This is a genomic window from Mesorhizobium sp. M5C.F.Ca.IN.020.32.2.1, assembly GCF_004023105.1.
Taxonomy (GTDB): domain Bacteria; phylum Pseudomonadota; class Alphaproteobacteria; order Rhizobiales; family Rhizobiaceae; genus Mesorhizobium; species Mesorhizobium wenxiniae.
The window spans coordinates 1-2,263 of record NZ_RZSX01000957.1; the positions used below are offsets into that span (position 1 = coordinate 1).

The following is a 2,263-nucleotide window of genomic DNA, read 5'->3' on the forward strand; positions in this document are numbered from 1 at the left end:
CGCCGCTGGTCCTGGGCGGCAACGTCTTCGGCTGGACCGCCGACGAGAAAACCTCTTTCGACCTGCTCGACCGCTTCGTCGGCGCCGGTCTCAACGCCATCGACACGGCGGATGCCTATTCGCGCTGGGTTCCCGGCAACAAAGGCGGCGAATCCGAAACCATCATCGGGAAATGGATGAAGAGCCGCGGCAACCGCGACAAGGTCGTGGTGATCACCAAGGTCGGGTCGGATATGGGACAGGGCAGGAAAGACCTCTCCGCCGCCTATGTCGAAAAGGCCATCGATGCGTCGCTGAAGCGGCTGCAGACCGATGTCGTCGATCTCTATCTGTCGCACTGGCCGGATCCGACGACCCCCTACGAGGAAACGCTCGGCGCCTACCAAAAACTGCTCGCCAAGGGCAAGATCCGCCACGTTGGCGCCTCCAATCTCGATGCCGGCCAGTTGCGCGCCGCGCTCGACGTGGCAAGCCTGCGGGGCCTGCCGCGCTACGCGGTGCTGCAGCCGGAATACAATCTCTATGATCGCGCCTCCTTCGATGGGCCGCTCCGCGATCTGTGCATGGCCGAGGATCTCGGCGTCATCAGCTATTTCGGCCTCGCCAAGGGTTTTTTGAGCGGCAAGTACCGCAGCGAAGCTGATCTCGGCAAAAGCGCGCGTGGCGACGGCGTGAAGCGCTATCTCAACGCGCACGGCATGCGCATCCTGGCGGCACTCGACGCTGTGTCGGCGCGTCACTCGGCCAAGCAGGCGGAAGTGGCGCTCGCCTGGGTGATCACGCGGCCCGGCGTCACCGCGCCAATCGCCAGCGCCACGACGCTGGACCAGGTCGACAGCCTCGTTCACGCCGCATCGTTGAAGCTCAGCCCAGACGATATCGGCGAGCTCGACAGCGCGAGTGCGTAGCCGCGTGTGAATTGACTGCTTGCGTGTCCCAGGACATTCAGCAGTGGATGCGTCAAGGACACCCGGCCGCGGACGAGTTTGCACGATCGTTCAAGACGCTCGGCGCTGCCTGCCGTACCGTCCCTGCATCGACGCACGATGCGGGGATGACGCATGGCCGGACAAGTTCTATCCCACCCGTATCTATGGCCGCAATTGCTCGTGCTTGTGCTGGTATCGGCGGTTGTGATGGGCAGTCCGGGGCCGGCGACGATCAGCGTCACCGCCGTTGGGGCCGCCTTCGGTCTGCGCGATTCGCTCCGCTACGCCTCGGGCATCGTTCTTGGCACCGTCGCCGTGCTTTTGGTCGTGGCGACGGGCATCACGGCCATGCTTGCCTCTGTGCCGAAGCTCACATCGCTCTTGGCGCTGGCATCCGCAGCCTACATCCTCTACCTCGCCTTCAAGATAGCAACGGCTCCGCCTCTGGCTGCGCGTACCGGCGGGGCCGCACTTCCCACGTTCTTGGGTGGGTTTCTTCTGGCCGTCGCGAACCCTAAAGCCTATGTGGCGATTGCCGCTGTGTTCGCCGGCACGTCGTCCGCCGGTGAGCTTGATGCAAGCCTCAAGCTGGCGGTCCTCGCCCCGATGATCGTCGCCATCCATGCCCTTTGGCTTCTCGCCGGGGCAGCGTTTGCGCGCTTCCTGCGCAAACCGCTGGCCTCGCGGATCATCAATCTGACGTTCGCGGCGACGCTGGTTTTGACGACGGCACTGGCTGTGATTCCCTAGGATATTATCGGTCAGGCTGCAGTTCAGGCCGAGATATCGGAGGCCAGCTCGCTCAGCCGCTTCACCGCCGTCGGCGGCATAGGCGGTGGGTTCGGCGCATTGGAGGCCTCGACGAGCAGCTGGTCGCAGGCGGCTTCCGTCTCACCGATCAGCCGTTCCATGAATTCCTGCTTGTCCAACCCGGGTGGGATCGGCGGCAGGAAGCGGGCCTTGATCGTGCCGGGATAGCGCAGGAATTTCCGGCGCGGCCAGTAGAGGCCGGCGACATGGGCGACCGGCACCACCGGAATGCCAAGCTGCGCATAGATCTCGACGATGCCGTATTTATAGGCCGGCTCGTCGCCCGGCGCTCGGCGCGTACCCTCGGGATAGATGATCAGCTGGCGGGGATTGCGGGCCAGCTCCTGTTTGGTCGCGGCGACGACTGCCTTCAATGCTTTTGAGCGGCTGCCGCGGTCGACCGGGATCATCCGCATTTTCAAGATGTACCAGCCGAAGAACGGGATCCAGGTCAGTTCCCGCTTCAGGATGTAGATCGGATCCTGCAGGAGGGGGAAAAAGGCAATCGCATCCCAGAAGGATTG

At 63.9% G+C, this 2,263-nt stretch carries 3 protein-coding genes; 2 read left to right on the plus strand and 1 reads right to left on the minus strand.

Annotation, left to right across the window (positions count from 1 at the left end):
* Together EOA86_RS31415 and EOA86_RS31420 are read left to right on the plus strand one after the other, a co-directional pair.
* The coding region (locus EOA86_RS31415; protein ID WP_164892174.1) for an aldo/keto reductase at positions 1-908 on the plus strand (908 nt) is incomplete at its 5' end.
* A gap of 153 nt (positions 909-1,061) precedes the next feature.
* Complete coding sequence (locus EOA86_RS31420) at positions 1,062-1,679, plus strand: LysE family translocator (RefSeq protein ID WP_128345161.1); 618 nt, start codon at positions 1,062-1,064, stop codon at positions 1,677-1,679.
* A gap of 23 nt (positions 1,680-1,702) precedes the next feature.
* On the opposite strand, the gene EOA86_RS31425 is transcribed toward EOA86_RS31420, so the two are convergent.
* A partial coding sequence (locus EOA86_RS31425; RefSeq protein WP_164892175.1) for a lysophospholipid acyltransferase family protein occupies positions 1,703-2,263 on the minus strand: 561 nt, incomplete at its 5' end.

What these genes read in the sequence shown, in the direction of transcription:
- EOA86_RS31420 (WP_128345161.1), top strand. Translation starts at nt 1,062, where the DNA reads ATGGCCGGACAAGTTCTATCCCACCCGTATCTATGGCCGCAATTGCTC.